Below are 19,457 nucleotides of genomic sequence, written 5' to 3' on the forward strand. Positions count from 1 at the left end.
CGACGACAAATACGGAGAGATGGCCGAGTGGTTTAAGGCAGCAGTCTTGAAAACTGCCGTAGGTGTGAGCCTACCGTGGGTTCGAATCCCACTCTCTCCGCCAGATACGCAAAAGGCCCCCCAGCGGGGCCTTTTGCGTATCTGGCGGAGAGAGTGGTGTGGACGAAGCCACCGGTTCGACAGCCGAAGGCTGGCCCCGGAGCGCATAGCGCGGAGGGGTGAGGCCCATGGATGGGCCGAACAATCCCACCCTTCGAGCTGGACCTTATTTGCGCAAATTACTGAGAAACGGGGCGCAAATAGTTAACTACGTTTAACTACCTCCTTCCCACTTATGCGGGTGGAGATTGGTGCTTATCAATCGCAATCCGTGCGATGGACCAGGGCGAAAATGCTCGTCCGTTAGAGGAGCTTTCTTTACTTCACCCTCCGCTCTGCCAGCGACAGCAGAGCGGAGGTTTGTCCCTGTCGCAGGATAACTATGGAGAGAAGTGAATGAGCATGAAGCCTTACCTCAAGCGCCTGGCCCTCGGCATCTTCGTGGCACTCGCCTTTACGATCAACACTGGCGCAATGGCCGCGAACTTCGTCACTGCTAAGCAAACTATTACCATCGCCGCTGGCAGTTATCCGTCCACTATCACGGCGATCTGCCCGCCTGGCTATGCAGTCACGGGCGGCGGATTTCAAGAGATCAGTCAAGTGTCGGGGGACGGTGGCGGATTCACCCCCGTCGTTTCCGCAGCTCCAGGCCAAACCGCCTGGGTTGCCGCGCCCATCTTCATGGTCTTTTCAAGCGCCCCAACAGACGCTGGAGACGGGTGGACCGTTACCGGTGTCGTAACGCAGTTCGCGCCGGGGACGGTCACCGCCTACGCGCGTTGCATGATGTGACCTGTATTCCGACCGGCGTCGATAGGCGCCGGTCACCTTCCGAAAAGGGGGCAGGAACATTTATCAAAGAAATATGTCTTCGACCCCATATTTTCGGGCGTTACGAATCGCCACTGTATTGACGTAAGAGTTTGGCAAAACCTCACCTCGGACGAATTGAATGCGCGACATCTGTCGCCTGCTGACGTGGAAAGAGCTGCGCAAAAATACAACTGCTACCGGCCGCTGGGACTGAACTTCTACGGGAAACCGGACGGAGGCGGTTAATTGCATTTAACTTCCTCCTTCCCGTTTTCTATGTTGATCAGGTAGTCGGTGTATCGGGGGCATTTCTCTGTAAGGGAGCCGGGCTTCGTAATTCGGTTTGGCATGCTGCGTGCTAGGGTATTTCGACTAGGAATGCCAGGAAGATCGTAAGGATGAAAGAGGCCAAACAACTGCTTTTGGGGCTGCTCGACTACATTGGTGAGCAGGCGAAGTTGGTGAAGCCGGAAGGGTTCCAGCTCGCCAAGCTCGCTGGCCCCAAATATGGCCCCCTTGATCTGGTCGGCCTCCCCGCCCTGCGGTTCAACGTGAACGAGGCGGGCGAGGGGGCTTGGCTGCGCATGGAGCGACTTGAAGCGCTCCCACCCCCGGAGGTTCCACCGCCACTGGTCTCCTTTGTCTCGGCCTCGCTGGATCCGAACGGACAGCCGCCGGCTATTCTCGATGTGGCCGTGGATGCTCATTTGGCGACGAACCCCGACATGGATGGCGCTGAGTTCCGCGCCAACTTGTCCAGGCAGTTCGATCCCTATGCCAAAGAGTGGTGGGGATGGTCCGAGCAAGAGAAACCGCGTCGTCGATCCATTGACCTCTATACGTCGTTTTTCGCCCTTAAACAGCAAATCGAGGCCGAGGAAACGGCCAAGCCCCAAGAGCTGGTATGGGGTATTGGTGTGGCGTCTTGGAAGCTGCCCTCGGAAGAGGGCTCATTGAACTACGAGTATCCGTTGCTCACCCAGGCGGTTGAGATCGTCGTGGATGAGCAGTCCATGGCCATTGAAGTTCGGCCGCGTGATGTTGAGCCGCGGTTGGAGATGGATGCCCTGGTGAGCGCTTCGGTGATCGGAGCGGCTGCGGTGGAGATCACGGCCAAGGATCTTCTGAGCCGTGATGGAGCCCCCGAGCTAACGCCCTTTGACCCATCGTCCTACGGGCACATCTTGAAGCTGGTAGCGTCCAATCTGGATGCAAAGGGGGCCTATCGTGAAGTGCTTGCCGCTGGTGAGCCTTGGTCCGTGCCTGGTCCGCATCTTGTAGTCACCGACGCATGGATTTTGTTGGCACGGCCGCGACAGAACAACTTCCTGCTGGAAGATTTGAAGCGCCTCAAAGCCAAGGTGGAGCAGGCGACTGCGCTACCCAGTGGGCCCTTGTCCCTGGTGACGCCGCCGTCCAATGAGGTGGTTATCGTCGAGCCCATGCGCTTCCGCGGACTGTCCACCAGTGGCGGTGTCGGGGGTGGCGACGGCGCTAAGGTGGAGGAACTGTATTTCCCGCTGCCCAGCAACGAAGAGCAGATCACGATCATCGAGCAGTTGGAGCGAGCCCCGGGCGTGACTGTTCAGGGGCCGCCCGGGACCGGCAAGACCCACACTATTGCTAACGTGATCTGTCATTACCTTGCCACTGGTCGCAGGGTGCTGGTGACTTCTCGTGGCGAGCCCGCTCTCCAAGTGCTGCAAGAGAAACTACCGCCCGAGGTGCGCCCGTTGACCGTAGCACTGTTGTCCAGTGACCGGGATGGCACGCGCCAGTTCCAGGCGTCTATTGAGGCGATTCAACACAGCGTGTCTCAACTCAATCCGCGAGAAACACTGCGGGAGATTGAGAGCCTGAAAATCGGCATCGATCGGACGCATCATGAGTTGTCCGAGATCGAGCGCCGAATGGATGCGATTGCCGTGGCCCAGTTGGGCGACATCGAGGTTGATGGCGAAAAAATCCGCGCGCAGAAGGCGGCGGAGTTTTTGTTGAGTGGATCTGAAGCCCATGGTTGGCTCGATGATGAGCTCACCCTCGCTCGGGAGCATCAACCTCAACTTAGCGAAGATGATATGGCGGCGGTGCGTTTGGCGCGGCGCCAAGTGGGTGATGATCTCGTGTATCTGGGAGCGATGCTCCCTGATGCCGATGGTTTGCCTACGGCTGACCAAGTGAGTGAGTTGCATCAAACGCTGATCAGTTTGAAAAACCTCGAACATGAGATTGCTGAGGTCCCCGGCCTTGCCGTGAGTGGCAATACGGCTGAGATGCATCAGGCTGTCCAAGAGCTCTTGAAGAGCGTGGAGTTGGCCCACCGAGAAGTGGAAGCCTTGGAAGCGGGTGCGGCCGGTTGGGGGCAGGCGTTCCGCGAAAAATGCCGCGCCGGTTCTTATGCCGCGGAGCGTGCCGCGTTCGAGGCCATCTTTGGAGACATTGATCGTCTTGTGGCTGCACGCGCGGAGTTCTTGCAGCGACCGGTGGTGTTCCCTGCTGAGGGGCTGAGTTCACCCAAGACCATCGAGGCGGTAGCGCGTGCTGCGCAAACCGGTAAGCCGTTCGGTCTCCTGGCGATGGGATCCGGTGATGCCAAGCGGCATCTGACAACGGTCAAGGTATCCGGATTACCACCGCAGGATGCCGATGCTTGGCAGCACGTGCAGCGCCATGTGCTTCTCCATCAGGAGTTGGCCTCGTTTGTGGCGCGATGGAACACGTTTGCCGAACCCCTCTCCTTGCCGATGCTGTCGGAGGGAACGCTCGACCTGCGGAACATCGAAACTTTGGCCACGGCCGCCAGGAAGGTGCATCGACTGAGCACGCACCTAGATCGCGTCCTGGTTAACCAGGCATCCGCTGTGTACGCAGAGGCCCCAACCCAGAAGCTCCACGGTGGGTTGGCTGGGCTGCACGAGGTCACCCAAAGCCTGAGGAAATATCTGGAACGCTCGAAGTTGGCGCGGGCAGCGCATGGGGTCACTGCATTGCAAGAGCGGCTGGCGGGTAAAACCGGCGTGGTCTCTGAGAAGTTGCGGCAGTTTGGCCTGCATTTGCTGGGGCAGTCGCACAACACTGTTGAACAGGTGAGTTCGGAATACGTGAACTTGATGGCGGAGCTCCGGCGGATCACTGGGCTCGGGCCACAGCTGGTCACGGTGGCTGCTGCCGCGGAGAGTTTGCGGGCAACCGGTGCGCCTCGGTGGGCGGAACGGATTGAGCGGCAGCCGTGTGGACAGGCCGGTGACGACGCAGTGACACCGACACAATGGCGCAAGAGTTGGACGTGGGCCCGGCTCCGCGGACATCTGGAACAGATCGAGGCACGCCATGAGTTGCGGGAGTTGGCGAATCGCCGTTCGGAGCTAACCAAAGGTCTTCAACGACTGTATTCCGACCTAGTGGCCAAGTCTGCGTGGCTCGCAACCAAGCAAAACGCCACCGGAAAGATCATGTCCGCCCTCAACGGTTATGCCACGGCCATTCGGCGCATCGGGCAGGGCACGGGGGCGAATGCGCCGCGGTATCGGCGTGATGCCCGAGATGCAATGAACGATGCGGCAGGCGCGGTGCCCTGCTGGATCATGCCGCATGCACGCATCTCCGAAGCCATGCCGGCGGACATTGGTGCTTTTGACCTCGTGGTGGTGGATGAGGCCAGCCAGTCGGATCTATGGGCGCTACCGGCCATCTTGCGTGGCAAGAAGATCCTGGTGGTGGGCGACGATAAGCAGGTGTCCCCGGACGGCGGCTTTATTGCAGCCCAACAGATCGAGCTGTTGCGTCAGCGCTTCTTGGGAGACCAGCCGTTCGCCGCGGACATGACCCCGGAAAAATCACTCTATGACTTGGCGGCACGCGTGTTCGCTAGTCACCAGGTGATGCTCCGGGAACACTTCCGCTGTGTGGCCCCGATCATTGCCTATTCAAACCGGTTTTACGGGAATGCCATCCGGCCGCTCCGTATCCCGCTGGCATCCGAGCGGATTGATCCTCCGTTGGTTGATATTTTTGTTCCGAGTGGTCGTCGTGACAGTAAGGATTTCAACCGTGACGAGGCCGAGGCGATTGCCGACGAGATCGAGACTATCCTGGCCAACCCTGCATTGAATGGGCGCACGTTGGGTGTCGTGTCTCTGCTGGGGATCGAGCAAGCTAAATACATCGATGAGCTGGTCCGGGGGCGTTTCCCAGCAGCCGAGCTGGTGCGGCGCAAGTTCACTTGCGGTGAGCCCCGGGCATTCCAGGGCAGTGAACGTGACATCGTGTTCTTGTCGATGGTGGCAGACCGCGACCGCCACCATGCACTGTCCCGCATGGGACACGAACAACGGTTCAACGTGGCCGCCAGCCGTGCCAGGGATCGCATGTATTTGGTGCGCTCGGTGGAGTTGGGCGACTTATCCGAGGTCGATTTGCGCCGAGGCTTGATCGAACATTTCAGTCAGCCTGCGGTGTCTCCGGAAACACCAACTGAGAACCCCATTGATCTGTGTGAGTCGGGGTTTGAGCGGGAGGTATTCACGAGGCTCACTGAAAAGGGGTTCCGCGTGATCCCCCAAGTCAAAGTCGGCGGCTTCCGGATCGACATGGTGGTGGAAGGTGCTGACGACAAACGGTTGGCCATCGAGCTCGACGGCGACGAGTTTCACGGCCCCGATCGTTGGGCCCACGATATGAACCGTCAACGCGTCTTGGAGCGTGCAGGGTGGACGTTCTGGCGCTGCTTTGCCTCCACTTGGTCGTTGCACAAGGAGGAAGTTTTTGCCGAACTCTTGTCACGGCTCCGCCAAATGCAGATCGCGCCGATCGGTGCCCTCAGTCAGCTGGTCACCATGGTAGAGCACAGGGTCTGGCAGCCACCGGCGAAGGAAGAGAGCGAGGATGAGGTGGATCGAGTGATCCGAAAGGCCATTGATGATACCCAAGCAGAAATGACCTGATTCTTGGTGGGAAGCGATTCTTGCTGCGAATGTCGTTAGGAGAGGAACAAGGGAGACAATGGCATGAAAGTAAGGGATTTAATCAAAAAGCTTGGAGAGTTTGATCCTGAGCTCGAAGTGCTCTGCTCGACAGAGGACGAAGCGATTGTGGGGCGGCGGAAGCTAGTGCAGTTCTTTGATTTCGGGCATGCCGGCGTGGTGCGCGGGATCACTGGGCGCGATGAAAATCGAGAGTTTACGTTTACGTTTGACGACGGTGCAAAGGCGCGCGAGATTGTCTTCTTGGATGTGACCGCGGTCTTCTGACCTCGAATTCTTGCCAATTAGATGTTTAGGGCCGCTGAGCAGGTCGACCATTGGCATTGCGTGGAGAAATGGAGTGATAGATGTCATTGGATGATGAGGCTCTTTTCATCTTGAAAATGCCGCCAGATTTCCCCGTTGATGATCTCTACGCAGTGGCAGAGATCCTTTTCGATGCCGATATTTTTATCCCGGGCTACATCCCTCCGGAAGTTGGGCTCTATGAGCCAAAAGGATTTCTTTACTCACATCACGCGGAACGGTTGGAGACGATCTTGCTGCCAGATCGCAATGTGGCATCCCGATTGGCTCAGGTCATTCGAGGGAAGTCAGTCAGTCAAGATCACCAGCGCCGGCAGGCCGCTGCCATCATGGCGTTTGCGCAGTGCCTGGACATACAGATCGAGCCATCCATTGCTTTTCATGAGTTGGCCCACGTCCAAGGGAACGATGCTGCGCATGAAGAGCTGGCCTGGTTCCGTGCGGCTGATCATCCGAGACCGCTCGATTGGTTGAATGTTGCGCTTAGTCGCGCCGATCGGATGAATATCCAGGCTCCTCCGCCTAGCGTGGTCAGTCGCAACTTGGCGCGGCCGCTGCATCGATGGAAACGGAACTATATCCATGCCTTGAAGATCGGGGAGATCGAACTAACACCCATGTCAAAGTTGGACCAGGTACTCACGTTCTTCAAGTGGATGTATGAGGGTTTCATGTTGGGTGGTCCCGCTGCACTTTTGGCCGCGATTTACTTCGCGCCAAACTCCGCGCCACGCGGTGGCCTATTTAAGTCACTTCGTTCGCCGGATCGAGAGCGGGCCATCGGTGGTATTCGGAATGCCGCCTGGGATCTAACCCATTTAAGCGACTTCACCCGGCATGTGCAGGATCAGAGCAAGAGGTATCTGTTTGCCAGTTTTGATGTGGGGGCTCGTCATGTGGCAGGGTTACTTTTTGAGACTGGGCAGGATCCGAAAAATCCTGAAACCGTTGTCACGGGTTTAAGGCGTTGGTGGCCGGAGAAAGACGCAAGACTGATCGCTCAGATGCTGTTCGACTACTTCAGTCGAGGGCGCCCTCCCGAGTGGTATGCGGATCAGGCAGCGAATCCAGGTCGCATCGATGAACTCGTCTCGGAAGGCGAGCGGGCCGTGAGGCAATTTGCAGTGGCGTGATCGTTCTTGGTGCTCCGATGTTGTTTCATGGGTGGCAGGTGTACGGAATGGTTCGCCATCGAGAAGTAGCTGGATAGGGAGATTAATTTCACCTTGGGTGCTTGTTGTAAACAGATGTGGAGTGGGCATGGGCGTCACCCGGAGGCAGCATTACGTTTGGCGTGGTTATCTTCGCGCGTGGGCATCGGATGATCTGATCTACTGCTTGCGCGAAAATAAGATATTCAAATCAAATCTTATAGGGGTCGCCCAAGAGCGTGACTTCTACAAGCTTCTAGATCTGAACCAAGAAGAGATCCTGTATGTCGAGGCCTTCTGCAATGCGCAGCGAGAGCCGCTGCGGACTACAAATCTGAGATGGATAAAATTATTCACGAAGCTCTTCGATCATCAGAGGGAAATGATCGCGGCCGGCCATTCAGTTGAGCACGTCAACAGGGCGGTTGATTTGGCAGCAATCGAAGAGGTTGAGAAACTGCATGGTGAGATTGAACAGGGGGCGGTGAGATATCTGCAACTCCTACGCAGGGGTGATGCCTCTTTTTTTCAGAACGTGGAAGATAAGATTAGTTTCTTATACTTCTTGTGCGTTCAATACACGCGAACTAAAAGTTTAAAGGCAAGGGCGATGAGTGGCCCGAACCGGATTACTGCGGTCAATCCAGAGAATGTTTGGAATGTGCTGTCACAGATTGTTGCTACCAGCTTGGGGCAGAGCCTGATCGCATATTCTTATCAACTCTATTTTCTTAGGCCCGAGGGAGAGGCAAGTTTTATTACCGGTGATCAGCCGGTAATTAATGTGCGGAGCACGCTCACCCCTCCCGGAGAAGCTCCCCAAGAGCTAGACCTTTACTATCCTATTTCGCCCAAACTGGCTGTTTTGGTCGCCTCAGAGCCGCCCGACAACTCCTATTTGTCGGACGAGGATGTTTGTGAATACAACCTGCACATGCAGGCGCACTCGCACTCGCAGCTATTCGCCCACGAGGCTGAGATCTTGACCCCGTTTCAATGAAGCAGGCGGAAATCGCCGAGGGGTGCCTCGATCGACTGACGTGTAAGACGATAGCCTTCCCGAAACTTGGCCAACTCAGGGAGGCAACCCCCAACTGATGAGCCAGGCGTCGGGGGCATTCGGGCTGGACGTTACTCATATCAATCCACTCTCTCCGCCAGATACGCAAAAGGCCCCCCAGCGGGGCCTTTTGCGTATCTGGCGGAGAGAGTGGTGTGGACGAACCCATCGGTTCGACAAATTTGTCCGGAACAATCGTTCTTGCCGAACTTTGCGGCGGTCGGAGCGTTCCTAGCTTTGCCAAAGGGAGGCTGCTGGTGAGAGTGAAAGGAGTTAAATCCAGAAACCTTTCCGTATCGGCTCGCGGGATCCTGGCCATGGTCGTGACGATCAGCTGCCATCTCGGCCTGCTGATGGTGTTGCTGCGACCGGTCGCGCCCAGCACAGACATGACCTCGGTGGTTGAGAACGACACAGCAGCGCTCGATGTGCGCTTCATTTCGCTGCCGCGACTGACGGCTACGCCACCGGCATCACCCTCACCTCGACGGGTCGCCCCTCAGAAGGCACTAGTGAAAGAAACGGTACCGCCACCGGCCCAACGCATCATGCACGTTGCCTTACAGCCACCCAAAGCGAACTCCACCAACCTGTCGCTCCCGCCTGTCGCGCCCGTCACCCCCACGAACAACCAAGCCTCCACAGGCGACAGAGGATTTCGGAGCCGGCTACTCAACGCCCAACATTCCCAAGACATCCGTGGGGTGCCTGGGTCAGATAAACGTGTCGCGCCTGGCGTCGAATTGATCGATCCCATGAGCCAGGGCGTCGGTGCGGTGATGCGCGGCACGCAGCGTCTGTTTGGCGTTACGAATCGCCACTGTATCGACGTCGGAGTTTGGCAAAACCTCACCCCGGACGAATTGAATGAGCGACATCTGTCGCCTGCTGACGTGGAAAAAGCGGCGCAAAAATACAACTGCTACCGGCCGCTGGGACTGAACTTCTAGGATCGTTTTGACCGACTGCGAGTGGCAGCCACGATGATCAGCAGCACCGGCAGCGCGCGGCCAGTCTGCCGCTGTCGATCAGGCAGAAGTAACGTTACGACTTCACTCGATCGGCACCCTGGAGGATGATCGCGCAAGCGCGCCACCCCATGGTGCGCAAGCTGCCGAAGTAGCCCGGCTGCCTACGCAACTTGAATGCAGGTATCTGTCCCCCATTTAGGAGAGCCAACATGGTCAGCAAGAACACTGTTTGTCTCTGGTACGACGGCACCGCGTTGGACGCTGCGAAGTTCTACGCCGAGACGTTCCCGGATAGCGCGGTGGGAGCTATCCATCGCGCGCCCGGCGACTACCCCGACGGCAAGCAGGGCGATGTCTTGACGGTCGAGTTCACCGTGATGGGCATCCCTTGTCTCGGCTTGAATGGAGGGCCGGTGTTCAAGCACAACGAGGCGTTCTCGTTCCAGGTGGCGACCGACGACCAGGTTGAAACGGACCGCCTGTGGAACGCGATTGTCGGAAACGGCGGTCAGGAAAGCGCATGCGGCTGGTGCAAGGACAAGTGGGGGCTGTCGTGGCAGATCACGCCACGCGCGCTGACGGCCGCGTATACCGACCCCGATCGAGCGGCGGCCAAGCGCGCGTTCGACGCCATGATGGGGATGACTAAGATCGACATCGCTGCGATCGAAGCGGCTCGGCGCGGCTGACGCTACCGATCAGGTCAAGCCTTCGCGCCGCGACTCTGGATACTCGAGTCGCAACCCCACGTCGACCCACCGCGGGTTCTCTGAGCCCGTACCTCGGACCGTGTCGAAAAATGCTCCCGTCGTTCGTCGTAGTTCTACGAAGGCCAAAATAAATATTGGCATCCTGGTTCTACCAACCATCGCAAGACTCGGGAGAGATCATGGCTACCGCAACGGCAACAAAAAGAAAGCTCGTGTTGAAGATGTCCGTTTCCCTGGACGGCTTTGTCGCCGGACCGAATGGCGAGGCTGACTGGGTATTTCGGACATCGGGCGGCAACGACTCCACGGAGTGGGTGCTCAATACGCTTAGCGGAGCCGGCGTGCACATCATGGGGAGCCGTAGCTATCACGACATGGCGGCGTTCTGGCCCTATTCGGACATGCCGTTCGCACCGCCGATGAATGACATCCCCAAGGTCATCTTTTCGAGGAAGGGGGTCAAGGGCGACACACAGGTGGATCCGACGCCGGCGCTCGCCGAAGCAAAAGCGCGCAATGCGGAGGGGCATGGCGTCACGCCAACAGAGGCGGTCTTGCAGTCCTGGGCCGAACCCACGGTGGCGCGCGGCGATCTCGCGGAAGAAATTCTCCGACTGAAGGAACAGCCGGGCAATTACATTCTTGCGCATGGCGGCGCCCAGTTCGCCCAAAGCTTCGTTGCCTCCGGCCTTATTGATGAATATCGACTGGGCATTCATCCGGTTGTGCTGGGCCAAGGCCAACCGCTGTTCTCCGCATTGCACAGCCCGGTTGATCTGCGGCTAGTTAGCATGACTCCCTTCCGCTCTGGCGTCGTAGCGGCTGTCTACCAGCCGACATGAGCCTCGGAAAGTGCCGCGGTTGTGTCAAAGAACTGCACTCAGACCCCGTTTCCGCTCCCGTTTTCGCGCTCCGTTGTCAGAACAGACAACATCTTGTAGCTTCGAAATATGGCGCTTAAACGGATGGACAACGTAGGGATCGTCGTCGATGACCTCGAAGCGACGATTGATTTCTTTCGCGAGCTCGGCCTCGAGCTCGAAGGGCGGGCCACCATCGAAGGCGAATGGGCCGGACGTGTTACCGGATTGGGCGATCAATGCGTCGAGATTGCCATGATGTGCACTCCCGACGGTCACAGCCGGCTCGAGCTCTCCCGCTTTCTCACGCCGCCCGTTGTCGCGGATCATCGGAACACCCCGGTGAATGCTCTGGGCTATCTACGAGTGATGTTCACCGTGGACGACATCGACGAGACGCTCGAGAAGCTCCGCAAGCGCGGCGCGCAGCTCGTAGGCGAAGTGGTGCGTTATAAAGGCGCGTATCGGCTTTGCTACATCCGCGGGCCTGAAGGGCTGCTCATCGGTCTCGCCCAGGAGCTCAGCTGAGCGCCGGCACCACAAACAGAAATTAGAAATTAAAGGGGTCCACGCCCGCCGACACGACCTCGTATCGCTCGCAACGACATCGCGAGTTGGAGGGAGTCGGCGGGGTGAGCGCCCAGTTTCCCGGCGTCGCGGTGTCTACATCGACGCGCAAAAGGGAAACGAAGCTGCTGCAGCTGTCACCTCCCCACCCTCGCCAGAACAACTGACCAAGCTCGCCAGGAATGCTGACGAAGTTAGTCGACTGTTCGACTTCGGCCAGAAGCGGTCATATGGAGTGGCTTGTTGGATTTACTGCACTATGTGAAGCAGCAGCTGGCGCTTCAGGAGGGCGCTTCTTCTATCTGGTCTTTGTGGCCGGGTAGGTATTCGACCCACGAACCAGCTTGAATCCGACGATTGCACCATCGTCGCTTCGTTCGAAGCGAATCGACATGTCCTGCGCCGTCATGAAGAACGCGGTCTTCGACTCCGGAAACAGCTCCATGCGCTTGGCGCCGAACAATTCACTCTGGAAGTAGAGGCGTTCGCCTTCGGCGACGATGTGGGCGGGCAGGTTCACCAGCTGATAGTCGCCTGCCAGCTGTTTATTCGCATTGGCATCGCCGGCGATCGCGGTCTTCTTGATTACATGGAACTCAGGCCAGCCGTACTCGGCGGCAATACTGGACAGGATCTCGTCGATGAGGGCCGCGCCGTTGTCGCTATTGGTCATCACCACCACGCCCTGGCCGGAGCGGGTGTAGCCATACAGCTGAGAGCGGAATCCTTCGGTGCCGCCAGTATGAGCGAAGCTGGTGCGGTCGCCCAGGTTCTCGACGAAGAAACCCAGGCCGTACTCACCCAAGCCGCGGGTCAGCATGGTCGAGGTCATGTTGCGCGACAGAATTTTGTCGGACTTGCCCGATTCCGCTTGTTGAACCTCGATCACCACACGCGCCAAGTCGCTGGGCGTGGTCCAGAGACCGGCCGCGGCGGACTCCGGATAGTTATGCCATTGACCCGCGATGGCCTTGCCGTTGCCGTCGTAGCCCGTGGCCGCCAGGTCATGCCAGATGCTTGGCAGTGGCACGGCGAAGGTGCTCTGGGCCATCCCCAGCGGATCCAGGACCGCCGCTTTCATGTACTGGTCGAACGGCTGCCCACTGGCTTCGCTCATCATCAACTGGACGATGCTGTAACCACCGCCTGAGTAGCGCCAGGTACTGCCGGGGGCAATGTCTACTCGGACTGGTTCGGAGTTTGCGGGCGCCGTACCGTCCAGCACCTGCAACAAGGTCGGCAGCTTTTGCCCCGGCACATATCCCTTGAAACCATGCACCGTTATGCCAGCGCTGTGATTGAGCAGCATGCGCAGACTGACCGCCTTGTCCCGGGTGAACTCGTTCTGCGGAATCTTCCAGGACACGAGTTGGCTATTAGCGTCCCCGTCCAGCGAGAGCTTGCCTTGTTCAACCAGGCGCAAGGCCCCCATGGCGCTGACCGCTTTGCTGACCGAAGCGGCCTGGAACAGCGTGGTCGTGGTCGCGGGCCGCCGACTGGCGATATCGGCCACGCCGTAGGCACGTACCCATTCGATGCGGCCGTGGTTGATGAGGGCAATGCTGACCCCAGGAACCTGATAAAAGGCCATGCGCTCTGTCAGTGTCATTTTCTGATCTGGTGAGCCCTTGACCACGACGCGTGTGGACAGTCCCTGCTCGACCCTGGTGATCCGCGCTTGAAGCGCGGACGGCGTCGCTTCGGCGGAAGCTGGCGCCAATGGCGACTGAGCCTGGGCGCACAGGCTCCACAGCAAGAGCGTTGCGCAGGTCAGCCGTAGGTGATTCTTCATGAAAGGTTCGCCGTAGCAGTATGGGGTTCTGGACTCAGATGCATGAGCAAGCCATTTGGTTGCAACCGCTGCGCTTCCAAGCAAGCTTGCGTGTCTGCGTCGCGACGCTGGTCAATTTGTCCGACGAGCCTGGTCAACGGGGTTGGCAAAGGTCGGTCACCCGGCTGGCAGTCCGCAGTCAGAGACATTGAACTGCACTCTGACCTTGTTTTCGAGTCATCAATAGTTTACGCAAAGCTACTTGTCACCCACAGCAGGAGACCCGTTCCATGCCGATCGAATGCATCAATCCCGATGATCTGCCGATTCCGGAAATGTACACCCAGGTCGTTGTCGCGACAGGAAGTAAGTTGGTATTCGTCTCGGGCCAGCAGCCCGAAGACATAAACGGCAAGCTCGTTGGTCACGGTGATTTTGCGGCTCAGGCGCGCCTGGCGTTTAGCAATCTCGGCCGTGCGCTTGCTGCTGCCGGTGCCCGGCCTGAGCAAGTCTGCAAGATCACCATCTATGTCGTCGATTACAGACGCGACGAACACGTGCCGATCATCGAAGCGGCCCAGATAGCGCTGTTCGGAGATCACAAACCGGCAAACGTAGTGGTCGGAATAGCGATGATGTCCCCCGGCTACCTGATCGAGGTCGATGCAATCGCGGTCATCGACCACACCACCTAAAGCTACGCGAGGGCGCGGTAGATATGTAGCTTACGAATACGCTACTGAAGGCTTGCGGTTTTCAGCCCGATTGAACATCGGTTCGAGAAAACGGGACAGAGGTGGTTAATTGCATCTAACTACCTTCGTCCCGTTTTTTTCGTTTTCTGATCAGGCCGCCGCCTGAGCCATGTCGGTAACGACGTCGCCACCACACACATCACGCCATAGGTGATACATCATCCCGAACATCACCGCGAACACCGTCAGCATCATGGCGATATAGAGCGGAATGAGCAGCACGAACATCAGCCATGTGCCGACGAGCTTCCCGAGCAGGGCGAGTAGAAGGGCCACGATCGCGATGGCAATTGACATGACAATCCAGCCAAGGACGAGGCTCACTGCAAACACGATCAACGGCAGCAGGTTTTTCAGCGCGCCGACTACGCCATCGCCGATGGCGCCGAACACACTGCGACGACTCAGCGCCACCTGGCCAAGGCTGATCGCATAGAAACCCATCATGAAAAGGCCGAGCACCATGAAAAGTGCCATGGCGATTCCGAAGCCTTGGGGTAACGCCGGCGGTGGCTGATGAGTAGCTTGTGCAGTCACTACTTGCATGTACCAGCTGGCGATGCTGCCTCCCGTCGCTGCAATAATGATTCCGAGCACGACAAGGTAGGCCACCATGATCGCCAGTCCGTAGCCGATCAGTCGTAACGCTTCGCCTTGTCGATAAGGATTGAAGATGTCGCGAGCGCGGGCCGGCAATCCGCGCTCAGCGGCGTCAACCACCCGCAGGTAGCCCGCATAGAGCGGCGCGATCAGCAGGCCTATCAGCATGGAGAATGCCATGATCAAACCGAAGGTTGCCGGACTCTGCGGTGTGCCGGTGCTCATCGCGTGGAACTGCATCGGCAGCGTGATCAGCGTTGGCAACAGGCATGCCGCCACCAGGAAAGCTGCCCCTCCTAGCAACGGCTTCGGATGGCGGAAGGCCACGGTGATGCCGTTCGTCAGCCAGCCAAAACCGGCCGACGGTCCCTTGGATCGTGTCGTCATAGTGTCCTTTCCCTGAGATCGGCGCCCCCGCGCCGTGCAGGCCCAGCATAGCGGGTGGCGCTAATGCCACCTAGACGGGGGAGGCTTCCTGCCGCTTGCGCGCAGCCCGTCCGCCAGTAAGTATCCGGTCATTCATCAGGGTTGGAAACGATAGGCATGGAAATCCCCGTGGGAGCACTCGCCCTTGTTGGCTCGGGCGACTACCGATGGACGTCGAAAACGGGGTCAGGTTCACTTTCTGTGTTAGTTAAGTGAACCTGACCCCGTTAGCTTTCTTGACGACGTGCTTTCGGTAGCGACTGGCGGCTAGAAATACAAATCACGAGGACGAGCAAGCGGGGTGGAAGTGGTTGATTGCGTTTAACTACCTCCATCCCGTTTTCTTGCGCGGTTTCTTGCAAGGATTAGCACATGCACTGCTTGCTCTTAGGCAATGGCTTGAATCGCCTGTCCATGTCGCTGAGTTGGCATGAGCTTCTTGAGAGGCTTGCGGCTGATCTCGGTCTCGCCGGCCTGGTCCGCATCTACGACCAAAAGCCTCTTTCGCTACATTTCGAGGAGCTCTGCGTTCGACTGACTGACTACGGCAAAGTACGCGATGCAGAGAATGCCGTTAAGAAGCAGATCGCCGAGCTAGTCGATATTTTCCCGATCCACCCGCTGCACGTTGCCCTCGCGAGCCAATTCCAAGTCATTCTTACCACGAACTATGACTTCACCATTGAGGAATCCTTGGGGGGTGGCATCCGTACGAGGAATACAGTGCTGCCCGAGTCGAGGTACAGCTTGTTCAGGCGTATGGAGGTCGGGACACGCACAATCTGGCACATCCACGGTGAAGCAAGTCGTCCACAAAGCATTCTTCTGGGCTACGACCATTACGCTGGCTATCTACAGAAGATGCGCAACTATCTGACGAATGGCGTACCGTCTGAGGGAGTAACAGGCCAACTCAGATCGCCTCTGAGAGCCGGACTCCATGATTTCGAGAAGTACGACGTCCATTCGTGGGTCGATTATTTTCTTCGTGATCACCTACATGTGGTGGGCTTCGGGTTCGACTTCACAGAGATCGATTTATGGTGGCTGGTCGTATACAAGCGAAGGAGATATACACGGACCGGAAAGACCTATTTTTACATCGTCAACATCGACGGTACCGTCGCCGATCATGAGAATGCCAAGCTTTCGCTATTTGATTCTATCGGCGTCGAAGCGGTGGTTGTTCAGGCCTCAAGCTATGAGGATGGGTACGTAAAGATTGTGGACGCTGTTTCGTCTAACATTGCTAGGCACAAAGACTGGCTGCCACACAGCCTTAGCAAGAAGCCGAGTATCGACGGAGATGACCTTGACCGCTTCTTGATTCGCCGAAGAGCAGGCGATGCGCAACTCAATCTCCCCTTAAGACGACTACGCAAAAGGCGGCCTCAATGAGGGGTGATCGCCGGTAGACCGTATGCCTGGGCGATTTTTGAGATAGTCACATAACGATCCATTTGCCCTCCTTAGGGGTGTGGGTGAGCTTCGCCACCATCAGCGCGCTGAGCAGGACGGGGAGTTTTACGTATGGCTGACCTCGAAACCCTTATTAAGTCGCTGCAACGTGATCTCGCGCTTTCCGACTTGTTTAGTCGCACGCGAAACGGCGGTCCCGACGTTTGTGAGCTATCGCTACTGCTCATGGATCGGATGAAGATCAAGATGTACCAGGAGAAAGGGCATGCCATGCCGCACGTACATGTTGATTACGGTAGAGACAGTCATGTGGCTAGCTTCGCCATAGACGTTCCACGCTTGCTTGAGGGCGATCTTGGGCGCCATAGGAATGCTACCGTCATTGAGTTCATCTCCGATCATCGCGAAGAATTGCTCTCCATCTGGCGCGGTCTGCAAGCAGGTGCGAATGTTGCTCCGTTGGTTGTACAGCTCCGCGCTGATGCCGAGTGATAGGGCCATCGCCCCCCCCAATACTCGTGCCTTGCCAGGACGGGAAGGAAATGGAGCTGGCTCAGGTTAACTTTTCGAATCGAGTAAGCGAGCTCGGCCCAGTTATAAGTTGCCTTGAGAAGATTCAAGGCTGATGCGTTGCTACATAGCTACTACGCCAGTCTTCTAGTTCTTGCGCACGAATAGCTGCTCTCTCCATTCGGCACGTCGACAAGGTGCTCGGCCCCGGAGTCGACCCGAATCGGTCAGCCCTTGCTGCGCAGTCTTTTTCATAGAAGGCCAGCCATGCACGCTGTGCTGCCTGAATATCCTTAGTGGCATCCTTGTCTTCTAAGGCGGTAACTGCAGCCACCAGCGCTTTGTAAGCTTTGTTCAAACGCGCATCCTGATACGTAAATTCGGTATCGGCACAATCCCCCCAAAGCACCACTTGCCCCTGCGGGGCTTTGATGCACGCGTCGTAGCTAGGCCTGATGCCGTAATACCGTGGCGATATGTAAGAGAGGCGTTCTACGCCGGGCATGATGCCAATGCCGTTGATGACCTCAGCCTCGTCGCCGGACTTGGTTTGATGGTCCTGCGCGCTGCTCGCTTTGGGTGTGGTTTGTGGTGTCGATGCCGGCGCGCTACCGAAGAGGGATAAGCAAAGCAGCGGCGCCGCCCAGGCATTCGTTGCCCGATTCATAGATTCGTCCTCCAGACATGAAAGTCGCACGGTGGCTCCATGCGGTTGCACTCTATTGAAGCGATGTTGAGCGCTACTGCTTAAAACGGTAGCACTTAAAACTACTCATCAGTGGATGACACACTTCGCTCGTGTCGTGCAAGCAAACGCCTACAGACGTCCATCTGATCTTTTGCTAGCTTCGTTCCGTTGCTCGCGGAGTCTGTGGTACGTCGACGCAAGCAACCATTGCAGTGATGCAGTGTAGAAGCGCGAGCCAGAGGTGTTACTAGCACCCCTGACTCGCTAACCAAACCAACTGAAACGGAGTTGATATGGCTAAGCCAGATCATACGGCACAAGCTTGCCCGCCGAACCCCTCGGCGGCACCCTCACCGATCAACCGGGCGGTTCGCGTTATCAGCGAACACGACTGAGGAACCGCGGCGCTGCCGTTTCCATGCGAATCCACTTATGCCGTTGCACTCGGCGCGTTGTCGCGTGCATCGATGGAAAGCGCAGTCGCTGCGATCCACTTCTTCAATCACATCGTACCGATGCTCACGCATGAGCCGTCGGTGAGCCCTTGAGTCCTGTGATCGCCTCGCGGCACGTCGTGCGTTGCGCACGGTGTGCCGCACCTGGGACGAGAAGGGCGGCTACCAAGGAGATAAGCATGCACAAGGTTTTGGGAGAGCGCTGGATGCTGCACCACGCCGGCTATTACGCCGACCCGCAAGCCACGCCGGCCGAACTATTGAACGACGCCACCGAGTGGATGGCCTACGCACGCGGCATTGTCGATCTGTTGTCGGAGTTGGTGTTCGAGGCGGATGCCGTGAACGTGCGGCGTCTGTCGCTGGCGATGGATGGCGTCAGTGTGTTGATGGATATGAGCGCGCGCTCCGTCGCTCAGGCTCATGGGCATTGGCTGGAGCATGCGCGAAGGGAGACTGGTGCGGCGACGGCGACGGCGACGGCGACGAGCGACGATGCATGACTTTCAGCACGGTTCGATGCATGACTTTCAGCATGGGAGAAGCGAGGTGGAGGTAGTCCATTGCATCTAACTACCTCTGTCCCGCTTTTTTTCTCGTTTTGTTTCTGCTTCCGTCTCGTTTTGTTTCTCTGGCCCAGCCCATAACTGCGCAACGGACATCGGCGTCCGTCTGGAGGCCTTCATGAAACGACCGATCATTGCCACAACTATCGCGCTCGGTCTTGCCTGCATTGGCAGCGTCAGTGCCGCCCAAGACGAGATCCGCACCACCAACTTGCAATACGTCACCGTCAACGCACCACCAGGCCAATACGAAACCTACACTGTCGACTTGCACAAGGGTTACGGCTTGGAAGCCTTTGTCGGCAACACACACAAGCAGTACATGCAAGCGCAGCGGGCAGCTGAGCGGTCGGAAGCCCTGCGGAAACAGGGTATGGCCCAGCGGCCGCTGGTCGCCGTGGCCGTCGACAACTCGACCGGCCCTGGCGTGGCAAAACAGTTCCAGCTGATCGACGCCAACCGAAACACGGTGGCCATCGTCAACGTGTACTGCAAGCAGTACGTACGGGCGGGCGGCCCACGGTGTCAGTTGGTTGCTCGTTCGTTCGGGTCAACGAATAGCCAGCGTCTGGCGTCGAGGCATGCGGGGCACCACGAACGGATGGTGGCGTATCGGCATGGCTGAGCGGGGATGCGCCGTGTTTGTTTACTACCCGCGACGGACCGACGGCGTTCTGCTGTCAGTCCGTCGCCGCGGAGGCGGTCAGGCGCTGAGCGTGTTGCTTCGGCCAGACGATGCCTCCTT

General features: G+C 57.9%; 17 protein-coding genes and 1 tRNA gene. 15 read left to right on the forward strand and 3 right to left on the reverse strand.

Going from position 1 to position 19,457, the window contains the following annotated elements:
* The first annotated feature begins 13 nt into the window (after positions 1 to 13).
* The 10 genes from BM338_RS12665 (at position 14) to BM338_RS12710 (ending at position 11,483) form a co-directional block, all read left to right on the forward strand.
* A tRNA-Ser gene (locus BM338_RS12665) sits at positions 14 to 103 on the forward strand.
* Positions 104 to 495: 392 nt separating this feature from the next.
* The gene (locus BM338_RS12670; protein WP_090451306.1) at positions 496 to 894 is read left to right on the forward strand and encodes a hypothetical protein; all 399 of its coding nucleotides are present in this window, start codon (positions 496 to 498) and stop codon (positions 892 to 894) included.
* A gap of 419 nt (positions 895 to 1,313) precedes the next feature.
* The gene (locus tag BM338_RS12675; protein ID WP_090451307.1) at positions 1,314 to 5,858 is read left to right on the forward strand and encodes an AAA domain-containing protein; all 4,545 of its coding nucleotides are present in this window, start codon (positions 1,314 to 1,316) and stop codon (positions 5,856 to 5,858) included.
* A gap of 63 nt (positions 5,859 to 5,921) precedes the next feature.
* On the forward strand, positions 5,922 to 6,164 hold the full coding sequence (locus BM338_RS12680) for a hypothetical protein (RefSeq protein ID WP_090451308.1): 243 nt from the start codon (positions 5,922 to 5,924) through the stop codon (positions 6,162 to 6,164).
* A gap of 80 nt (positions 6,165 to 6,244) precedes the next feature.
* Positions 6,245 to 7,336 (forward strand): hypothetical protein, encoded by a 1,092-nt coding sequence (locus tag BM338_RS12685; RefSeq protein ID WP_090451309.1) that lies wholly within the window; start codon positions 6,245 to 6,247, stop codon positions 7,334 to 7,336.
* A gap of 127 nt (positions 7,337 to 7,463) precedes the next feature.
* A complete protein-coding gene (locus tag BM338_RS12690) occupies positions 7,464 to 8,354 on the forward strand; it encodes a DUF4238 domain-containing protein (protein WP_090451310.1) in 891 nt (296 codons plus the stop codon).
* Between the two features lie 215 nt (positions 8,355 to 8,569).
* The gene (locus tag BM338_RS21375; protein WP_143109296.1) at positions 8,570 to 9,364 is read left to right on the forward strand and encodes a hypothetical protein; all 795 of its coding nucleotides are present in this window, start codon (positions 8,570 to 8,572) and stop codon (positions 9,362 to 9,364) included.
* Positions 9,365 to 9,594: 230 nt separating this feature from the next.
* Positions 9,595 to 10,074, forward strand: coding sequence for a VOC family protein (locus BM338_RS12700; protein ID WP_090451312.1), 480 nt, complete (start codon positions 9,595 to 9,597; stop codon positions 10,072 to 10,074).
* Between the two features lie 200 nt (positions 10,075 to 10,274).
* Positions 10,275 to 10,937, forward strand: coding sequence for a dihydrofolate reductase family protein (locus BM338_RS12705; protein ID WP_090451313.1), 663 nt, complete (start codon positions 10,275 to 10,277; stop codon positions 10,935 to 10,937).
* Between the two features lie 123 nt (positions 10,938 to 11,060).
* Positions 11,061 to 11,483 (forward strand): VOC family protein, encoded by a 423-nt coding sequence (locus tag BM338_RS12710; RefSeq protein ID WP_218156346.1) that lies wholly within the window; start codon positions 11,061 to 11,063, stop codon positions 11,481 to 11,483.
* Between the two features lie 337 nt (positions 11,484 to 11,820).
* On the opposite strand, the gene BM338_RS12715 is transcribed toward BM338_RS12710, so the two are convergent.
* A complete protein-coding gene (locus BM338_RS12715; RefSeq protein ID WP_255367297.1) occupies positions 11,821 to 13,278 on the reverse strand; it encodes a serine hydrolase domain-containing protein in 1,458 nt (485 codons plus the stop codon).
* A gap of 305 nt (positions 13,279 to 13,583) precedes the next feature.
* Here BM338_RS12715 and BM338_RS12720 point away from each other — a divergent pair, with 305 nt between their 5' ends.
* Positions 13,584 to 13,988, forward strand: coding sequence for a RidA family protein (locus BM338_RS12720; protein WP_090451316.1), 405 nt, complete (start codon positions 13,584 to 13,586; stop codon positions 13,986 to 13,988).
* A gap of 150 nt (positions 13,989 to 14,138) precedes the next feature.
* Here the strand turns inward: BM338_RS12720 and BM338_RS12725 are convergent, their stop codons facing one another.
* Positions 14,139 to 15,035: a hypothetical protein gene (locus BM338_RS12725; RefSeq protein ID WP_090451317.1), complete on the reverse strand. Its 897-nt coding sequence runs from the start codon at positions 15,033 to 15,035 to the stop codon at positions 14,139 to 14,141.
* 411 nt (positions 15,036 to 15,446) lie between these two features.
* On the opposite strand from BM338_RS12725, the gene BM338_RS12730 reads away from it, so the two are divergent.
* Together BM338_RS12730 and BM338_RS12735 are read left to right on the forward strand one after the other, a co-directional pair.
* The gene (locus BM338_RS12730) at positions 15,447 to 16,472 is read left to right on the forward strand and encodes an SIR2 family protein (protein WP_090451318.1); all 1,026 of its coding nucleotides are present in this window, start codon (positions 15,447 to 15,449) and stop codon (positions 16,470 to 16,472) included.
* A 132-nt stretch (positions 16,473 to 16,604) separates the two neighbouring features.
* A complete protein-coding gene (locus BM338_RS12735; RefSeq protein ID WP_255367298.1) occupies positions 16,605 to 16,985 on the forward strand; it encodes a DUF4160 domain-containing protein in 381 nt (126 codons plus the stop codon).
* Between the two features lie 124 nt (positions 16,986 to 17,109).
* Here BM338_RS12735 and BM338_RS12740 read toward each other — a convergent pair whose 3' ends face one another.
* Complete coding sequence (locus BM338_RS12740; RefSeq protein ID WP_090451319.1) at positions 17,110 to 17,670, reverse strand: lysozyme inhibitor LprI family protein; 561 nt, start codon at positions 17,668 to 17,670, stop codon at positions 17,110 to 17,112.
* A gap of 655 nt (positions 17,671 to 18,325) precedes the next feature.
* On the opposite strand from BM338_RS12740, the gene BM338_RS12745 reads away from it, so the two are divergent.
* Entirely contained in the window at positions 18,326 to 18,649 is a 324-nt protein-coding gene (locus tag BM338_RS12745) for a hypothetical protein (RefSeq protein ID WP_090451320.1), read from the forward strand.
* Between the two features lie 181 nt (positions 18,650 to 18,830).
* Positions 18,831 to 19,337: a hypothetical protein gene (locus BM338_RS12750; RefSeq protein ID WP_090451321.1), complete on the forward strand. Its 507-nt coding sequence runs from the start codon at positions 18,831 to 18,833 to the stop codon at positions 19,335 to 19,337.
* The last annotated feature ends 120 nt before the right edge of the window (positions 19,338 to 19,457 follow it).

This window comes from Dyella sp. OK004 (genome assembly GCF_900114495.1).
Classification (GTDB): Bacteria; Pseudomonadota; Gammaproteobacteria; order Xanthomonadales; family Rhodanobacteraceae; genus Dyella_D.